Origin of the sequence: Winogradskyella ludwigii (assembly GCF_013403985.1) — a bacterium.
Classification (GTDB): Bacteria; Bacteroidota; Bacteroidia; order Flavobacteriales; family Flavobacteriaceae; genus Winogradskyella; species Winogradskyella ludwigii.
The window spans coordinates 1-6,798 of sequence record NZ_JABFDF010000010.1; the positions used below are offsets into that span (position 1 = coordinate 1).

Annotated in this window: 9 protein-coding genes; all 9 read right to left on the reverse strand. The window is 28.8% G+C overall.

All coding sequences use genetic code 11. From position 1 onward, the window contains the following. Positions 1 to 108 precede the first annotated feature (108 nt). The 9 genes from HM981_RS17125 to HM981_RS17165 all read right to left on the reverse strand — a co-directional run bounded on the left by HM981_RS17125 (position 109) and on the right by HM981_RS17165 (position 6,713). Entirely contained in the window at positions 109 to 729 is a 621-nt protein-coding gene (locus HM981_RS17125; RefSeq protein ID WP_179340024.1) for a hypothetical protein, read from the reverse strand. Positions 730 to 933: 204 nt separating this feature from the next. Continuing rightward, complete coding sequence (locus tag HM981_RS17130) at positions 934 to 1,644, reverse strand: hypothetical protein (RefSeq protein WP_179340025.1); 711 nt, start codon at positions 1,642 to 1,644, stop codon at positions 934 to 936. Between the two features lie 85 nt (positions 1,645 to 1,729). Beyond that, on the reverse strand, positions 1,730 to 2,377 hold the full coding sequence (locus HM981_RS17135) for an ankyrin repeat domain-containing protein (RefSeq protein ID WP_179340026.1): 648 nt from the start codon (positions 2,375 to 2,377) through the stop codon (positions 1,730 to 1,732). Between the two features lie 353 nt (positions 2,378 to 2,730). Continuing rightward, a complete protein-coding gene (locus HM981_RS17140; RefSeq protein ID WP_179340027.1) occupies positions 2,731 to 3,462 on the reverse strand; it encodes a DUF6090 family protein in 732 nt (243 codons plus the stop codon). Between the two features lie 16 nt (positions 3,463 to 3,478). Continuing rightward, positions 3,479 to 3,811: a hypothetical protein gene (locus HM981_RS17145; RefSeq protein WP_179340028.1), complete on the reverse strand. Its 333-nt coding sequence runs from the start codon at positions 3,809 to 3,811 to the stop codon at positions 3,479 to 3,481. 350 nt (positions 3,812 to 4,161) lie between these two features. Continuing rightward, positions 4,162 to 4,704: a hypothetical protein gene (locus HM981_RS17150; protein WP_179340029.1), complete on the reverse strand. Its 543-nt coding sequence runs from the start codon at positions 4,702 to 4,704 to the stop codon at positions 4,162 to 4,164. A 63-nt stretch (positions 4,705 to 4,767) separates the two neighbouring features. Then, on the reverse strand, positions 4,768 to 5,310 hold the full coding sequence (locus HM981_RS17155; protein WP_179340030.1) for a DUF4287 domain-containing protein: 543 nt from the start codon (positions 5,308 to 5,310) through the stop codon (positions 4,768 to 4,770). Position 5,311: 1 nt separating this feature from the next. Beyond that, complete coding sequence (locus HM981_RS17160) at positions 5,312 to 5,881, reverse strand: SRPBCC family protein (RefSeq protein ID WP_179340031.1); 570 nt, start codon at positions 5,879 to 5,881, stop codon at positions 5,312 to 5,314. Between the two features lie 181 nt (positions 5,882 to 6,062). Continuing rightward, on the reverse strand, positions 6,063 to 6,713 hold the full coding sequence (locus HM981_RS17165; RefSeq protein WP_179340032.1) for a hypothetical protein: 651 nt from the start codon (positions 6,711 to 6,713) through the stop codon (positions 6,063 to 6,065). Between the last annotated feature and the right edge of the window lie 85 nt (positions 6,714 to 6,798).

Below are 6,798 nucleotides of genomic sequence, written 5' to 3' on the forward strand. Positions count from 1 at the left end.
TTCTAAACGGCTAAAAGAAATCTTTTGAACGTCTAAATATTAACCAAAAAGAGTCAACCTATATCAGTATAATACATTCATTGAAATTAAAGGCATTTATTAAGTTGCTTAAAATTCTATGTCTTCAATTTTTGTGTTCCCATAAAAAAGGGTCGCATTTTTAGTGCTTTTTAATATTGGAAAATATAAGTTTATATTTCGTTTTCTTAATTCTTTTGGCTCAAAATACGTTTCATGTGCTACTTTTTTTGGATTTTTAAAGCTTATTTTGTATTTATCATAGGCTTCGTATTTTATAGGAAAAGTACAATTTGTAATTCCTTTAAATTCGTAATCTAAAAATGTATCCTTGATATCCGGATTGTATCTATGCTCTAAAGATTTATAGTTGGGTTTGTTCTTTATTAATTTTGCAAAGTGCCACTTATCTGTGAAATTTGTATAGGCTACATCAATTGGTCGGAACCTTAAACTGTCTTGATAATCTATAAGTGAAAATTTGTTAGGGTCAAACCGTCTTTTTTTATTATCCAACATTTCAATTCTAACTTTGATGTTGTATTGGACTATTTTTTCTGTTTTAGTTCTAACATTAGTTACTGCACCTATAAACTGACTCGCCTTTTTAGTTTTTTCATATTCAATAGTGAGGCTGTCTTCTTGTATCTTAATCTGAGCATAAAATATTTGAGTGAATAGTAACGCTAGTAATATTAATTTTGTTTTCATATTAATTAGATCAATTGTAAATATTGTTTGCGAATTTTTCGTGTTTCGGTATTTAAAAATACCAGTCTAGTTTGTTTCTCTGCTTTAACTAAATTGTATTTGGTTATGCACTAAGTTAGCAAACAAATAACTGGTAGAATATTCTAAAGGAATGTTTGTAAGTAGGCTATAAAGAGTAATTATTTAGACATGGCGTTGGCGTAGTTATTTAGGCATAAATCTATTTGGGTCCTCTTTATTGATTTCGTTTTTTTGTTCTTTAATTTTTTCTTCAATCTCCTTTGTTGGTTCATATTTTGCTTTTTTTAGGATTACTTTTTTTGAAAAATAAAAGCCAAATAATTCATGTTTCTCTAAATAATTTTGAACGTGTGTTTGAAGTAATGGAATGCCGATTGGGAATGTAAATATTAATAGAAAATGTGGTATTTCAATGGTGAATAATTTCACTTTTTCAATAGATAGTTTCGTTATTATTTTTGCTGTGAATATTGTTAAATATATATACGAAGCCAGAACAAGTAAAGTATAAATAGACATTAAGATATCGATAAGGCTAATAATATTATTATCTAGATACCATCCTTTTTTATATATATCAAGATTTAGCTGGCTTATAAATTCTAATAATCTGTATAAAAGTAAAATAAAGAAACCTATTTTAAAAAGTGTATTATTAATTTTCAACACTTTTCTATTTATGGTTACAGAGAAGAACCAAATCCATAGCATAAAGATCATGTGAACTATTAGTATTGCTAAACGGAATAATGGGATTGGAAACTCAGCATCCAAAAATATTGAAATAAAAGAGATCAATCCATTCACTATACCAACAAGAAAAGGCATTAAAAGTAATATTAGCCCAATTTGTAATGGGCTTAAATTCATTAACCATTTGGTCACTTTTACCATAACTGTAGATTTTTATATTAAATGTAGAAACAGCAGAATTAATTACTGCTGCCACAATTGTTTTATAAGGTGTTATGCTTGGTTATTATTCTTCAAATTGTTTGATTAAATTATGTAATCTATCGGTTTTAGAAAGTCTTTCAATCCATGTTCTAGCGGTTATTCCGTGGTTATTTATTTTATCTAAATCGGCTCCGCGATTAAGCAGTTCTTGTATAATTTTAAACCTCAATTGGTTAATTTCCTTTTGTTCTTCTCGCCACGTCAGACCATATTCTCTAATTGCGGTGAATATTAGGTTATTCCCGTGTTTTTCAGTCGAGTTAATTTCGGCTTTTCCTGTTTTTATCAAAATTAATGAAATATTGGACATGTTATGAAAAGCTAAAGCGACTTCTAGCGCATTATATCCGTCTTCAGTTTTTGTGTTAATTTCAGCTCCTTTGTCTATTAAGTAAGAAATTAATCTGACATGATTTTCAGAACCTTTTAGTTCAGATTTACAGTCGCTAATTGCTGTTATTAATAGCGTACTAGATTTTTCAGAACTGGTAAAGCTATTAATATCAATATGTTCTTTTTCAATTATTTCGATTGCTTTTTGAGTAGAAGCCTCAAACAAATATCTAAAAAGTTCTCGTCTTGTCTTATCATTAATTTCGTACAGTTGTTTAGTTCTATTTATTTTAGATTCAGAGGGTTTTGATGAAAATAATTTTTTAAATAAATTCACTATTTTATTATTTATTCTATTGCAGTATAACGTGATAGTGTGTGTTTAGTGTTGTAGTTAAGCTCCTAATTTAATAAATTAAAATAGAGATATATTATATTAAAGTCTTCTGTTTAATTTTTCGAAAATTTCAATAGTATTCAAACGATGTGTTTGACTTTCTTCAAAAATAAGCAGAATGTTTTTAATTATTTCATAATCAATTTTTATAATTGTTTACAAAGTGTTTGTTTTGTAGTTAGTTATGTGGAGTAATAACTAAGTTGGTAAACAATTGCTGAATATAGAATCCGTGAAGATTTTTGCGTATTGGTAAGAACGAAACTGTAAATTAGATATGGTTTTGGCAGTAGTTATTTATCTGCTGTATTTATTTTTAAATCAATCTTATTTATTAAATCCTCTATGTTTTTTTGCAATCCTGACAATACGCTGCCAGAAAAATCAATTTGCATAGACATTTGCATTAAACTACTAATTGTTTTTTCGTCATTATTAAGACCAACAATATATTCCTGGTTGTTTAACTCAAAGTCTAGTCCTGTAAGTTTTTTAAGAGACCAATTACTTATGGTTTTTGGAATAATATACTCTTTAAATTGTCGCGTATTATTTTTTTCCACTTCCATTGCTCCTATGTTTGCAGAGGTACTTAAATAGTATTGGGTTAAGAGGTTTTTTAACTCTCTATTTTTTATCAGTTCTATGTTTCCTGAGTAAATCAAATTATCATAACCAACACTTTTAGAAATAAACTCTCTAATTTCAAAAATGGTTCCTGTTGTAAAATATCCTAAAAGTATATTCCTATTTTCTTCTGAAGGCTTATTTTCAGAGATAATTTGTAATATATTATAAATCTCATTTTTCTTTGCTTTATGGAATTTTGAAATTCCATTAATTTTAATTGTGTCAGCTACTAAGTTTTCTCTAATTTCAGATAGTACAATTATTTCTTTTTTAGAGTTTTGGTATGAATTGTTTAATTTATTAATCCAAAGAGCTATTAAAATACCAATAACAACAAGTACAATCTCTCCTATTGCATAAATAAAATATTTACGAAATCTATTTTCTTTTACCATTTTTTTGCGAAATGTTCTAAAAAATTTTGCCATTATTTAATTTATATTTAAAATACAATCCTGTTTCTAATATTGCTCCTGGTGATTCACTATTGTAAGTAGATATTAGTCTCAAGCCATATTCATAATTATCAGTTTGAGAAATAAATGCTCTTACACCCAAATCCATTCCAAATCCATTTCCATCATCTAAATTTAATTTATTATCGAAATCCATATAAGAAAAACCCATAATTGAGGCTATTCCAAATTTTGAATCTTCTGAATTGAATCTATAGTCGACATTAAAATAGTATTTATTAATGTCGTAATCATCATTTATCAAATCACTATCGATTGTTCCATTCATATAACCTAAAATTAAATTTATTCGGTTTGATACTTGGTAACCTAAACCTGCTCCTTATGCTAATCCTGCTTCGTTTTTAATCATCAAAGATGTTCCATACGCTTCTGCATTAAATTTTGATTGAGCCATCATTGTCATTGGTAAGACTAATAAGATAAGTGAAAGTGCTTTCATTTTTTGGTCGTTGTTATGGTTAATGTTGAGTTTAGATTGTTGTTAATGTGTTTGTTTTTGAGTTGGTTAAATTTTTTAGCAACTAATTTAGCAAACTTTTACGAACCTGTTAAAATTCCGCATGAATATTCGTTAGTCGTTAGTGGCCAATAAATTAATTGTGCACGGTGTTGTGTTTAGTTATTTATCCGGTTAAATTTATGATTTTGGACATGTCTATTTCCACCTGCCACCATTAATATCATTACTTCATTTACACTTCCAGTTACTAAAACTAAATTTCCGTTCAAATCGTTTCCAAGAATTGTTTTTGTTTCCATATTGACGTAATACACAGGAATAAAAGGATAAAGAGTTAATTTTCTGTCAATAGTAAAAAAATTGCCTTTAATTCTGCCTTTTAAATTAAATTCTCCAATTACATAATCATTTGATTTATTTAATAATTGAACGTTTAAATTCTCATTATCTAATAAAGTCAGTTTGACGTTATTGTTTTCCAAGTTTATTGTGTCGGTTTTATCAGTATAACTCGATTTTAATGTCGCCCATAAATTTTTTGGTATACTATCATTCAAACCATTACTGTAGATTCCATTTATACTTTGATTATTAAAAGCAGACGTTTCAAAATCATTTTCACGTATCAGTCTTTTCGTCGTATAGCAACTTGAAAATGAGAGAATAAATATAAGAAGTAGTATTTTGGTCGCTCGCAATTTCGGTTTTTTTTAATTAAGCACTAAACCGCAATTATTTTTATACGGTGTTACCCACAGTTTTTATTTCGCATTTTGATAGGATTCTTTCAGCCATTTTTTTAGTTCGCTGTCAATTTCGTTGACATTTGAAAGCTTCACTCTGTGTGTACACATTGTTCCAAAAGGCCCTGAATTTCCAAGTCGGTCAGTTATTGGTTTGTCCTTAAATTTTAATCCTAAATCAATTCTGGTTTTAGTTGCAGGTTTTATTAGCGCAAATTGTTTTTTTCTGATTATGCTTACACTTGTCTTCTTTGGTGTGATTGTAACATCTTTGCCAAATTCTTTGACCACAGCTAACAGACTTTCGTAAATCGGAAGCAAATTTTCCTTTCCTTCGTATTGGTTTTTAACAAGGTCGGTTGGCGATTCAGCTTCTTCTTTTGATAATGCTACTATCGTATTTGCAAATCCGTGAGTTACATTGTGTTCTTTTTTAAGAAAGTTTACCGCCTCTGAATGTTTGGAAAAGGACTTTGTTTTAAGCACCTTTTTCCATTCGTTCAAGGATTTACCCGTTTTTTCGGGCATATTGTCAATCATTGTTTGAAGTGCTTTGTCCATATTATTCTTTTTTTGTTTTTGTATCTGTTTCCAAATATAAAATTAAGTTCATTAATAATATTTCGTTAGCAGGTATGAAATATTCCATCAGCGAAAGATATTTTGGATTGTTCTTATATCCAATTCCGTAGGATTTGACGTTTGTTTTTCCTTTTTCGGATTCGTCAAAGTATATGACATTGTAAAAGTCCTTTGCTTCTTTTTTCATAAATTCAGGAAAGTTGTTGGTAATCTCTGCTTGAAGCGTAATCAGTTTTTTGGGAACATAATTTATAATATGTGTTACGATTGTTGTGCTATCTCCGATTTTCCCTGCTTTGTTGTAATTTGTTTTTATAAATCCACCAACTTTTAAATCAATTTCAGCGAGAGGAACTGCCCAACTTTCCCAACCTTTTTTAGTTGTATAAGCATTCCAAACAGAATCGATTGGTGAATTGACTGTAAATTCTTGAATTAAAACTAACTCTTGCGTTTTGGTCGAATCAATTATTGATACAACTCTTTTTTCTTGTCCGAATGTGAATGAAGTCAAAAAGACTGTAAAAAGTATAATCAGTATGTTTTTCATATCGGTCTTTTTTGGTAGTTACGATTTTTTTCAAATTGTGGGTAACGTGTTTGTGTATGGTTAGTTGCGTGGTTTAGCAACTAAATTAGTAAACTTTTACGAACCTGTGAATATTCCGCAGGAATATTCGCAAGTAGAGAAGAATACAGCAATTAATTATACACGGTGTTAGCTTTAGTTTTTATTGTTCAATTTCAGATTCAAATTCAGGTAGCTTAAATTTTTCATCAGAAACTTCCATCTTTTTAAATTGAATTACCTCTATATTGAAAGTCATAGCTTTTATCCTAAAAGGTAAACATCCATATTTTTCAAATATCAAATTCTTATGGTCTAATTTGAATTCAGAATAATCTTTTGGATTAATTTTTAAATATTCACTATTATACCATAATTCTGCTGTACCCATTTTAGATTTCAGTAGAACTTTTTTACAAAGAACATTTAAAATAGTATCAGTTTCTTTAGTTTCAACGAATTCAACAAAAGCGTCCATTTCAGGATGTTCATTTGTTTTTTTGACTATGGCTTGAGTTGAATTCTCTTTCCACGCATAAACTTTCTTTTTTTCAGGTGAGTATAATTCAAATCCGTTTTCCAGTCCAGTTGATGTTACGGACATAAACCTATTTTCTTTATAAAAGTAATTCTGAAGCATAAACCCTTGTTCTCCAAAAGCAGGTTTTAAAACCTTTTCCTTAAACACACTATCTGTCATCATTTCTGGAAAGGGATTTTCCATGGTCGTTTTGTAGGTAACTTGTCCTTCAAAATTTTGACTATAAGCAAAACTTGTAAAAAGTATTAAAGTCAGATAAATTATGTTTTTCATTCAGTTTGTGTATTATACTGATATAGGTTGACTCTTTTTGGTTAATATTTAGACGTTCAAAAGATTTCTTTTAGCCGTTTAGAAG

What these genes read in the sequence shown, in the direction of transcription:
- HM981_RS17130 (WP_179340025.1), bottom strand. Translation starts at nt 1,644, where the DNA reads ATGGTAAAAGTGACCAAATGGTTAATGAATTTAAGCCCATTACAAATT.
- HM981_RS17165 (WP_179340032.1), bottom strand. Translation starts at nt 6,713, where the DNA reads ATGAAAAACATAATTTATCTGACTTTAATACTTTTTACAAGTTTTGCT.
- HM981_RS17155 (WP_179340030.1), bottom strand. Translation starts at nt 5,310, where the DNA reads ATGGACAAAGCACTTCAAACAATGATTGACAATATGCCCGAAAAAACG.
- HM981_RS17125 (WP_179340024.1), bottom strand. Translation starts at nt 729, where the DNA reads ATGAAAACAAAATTAATATTACTAGCGTTACTATTCACTCAAATATTT.
- HM981_RS17160 (WP_179340031.1), bottom strand. Translation starts at nt 5,881, where the DNA reads ATGAAAAACATACTGATTATACTTTTTACAGTCTTTTTGACTTCATTC.
- HM981_RS17140 (WP_179340027.1), bottom strand. Translation starts at nt 3,462, where the DNA reads ATGGTAAAAGAAAATAGATTTCGTAAATATTTTATTTATGCAATAGGA.
- HM981_RS17145 (WP_179340028.1), bottom strand. Translation starts at nt 3,811, where the DNA reads ATGAATGGAACAATCGATAGTGATTTGATAAATGATGATTACGACATT.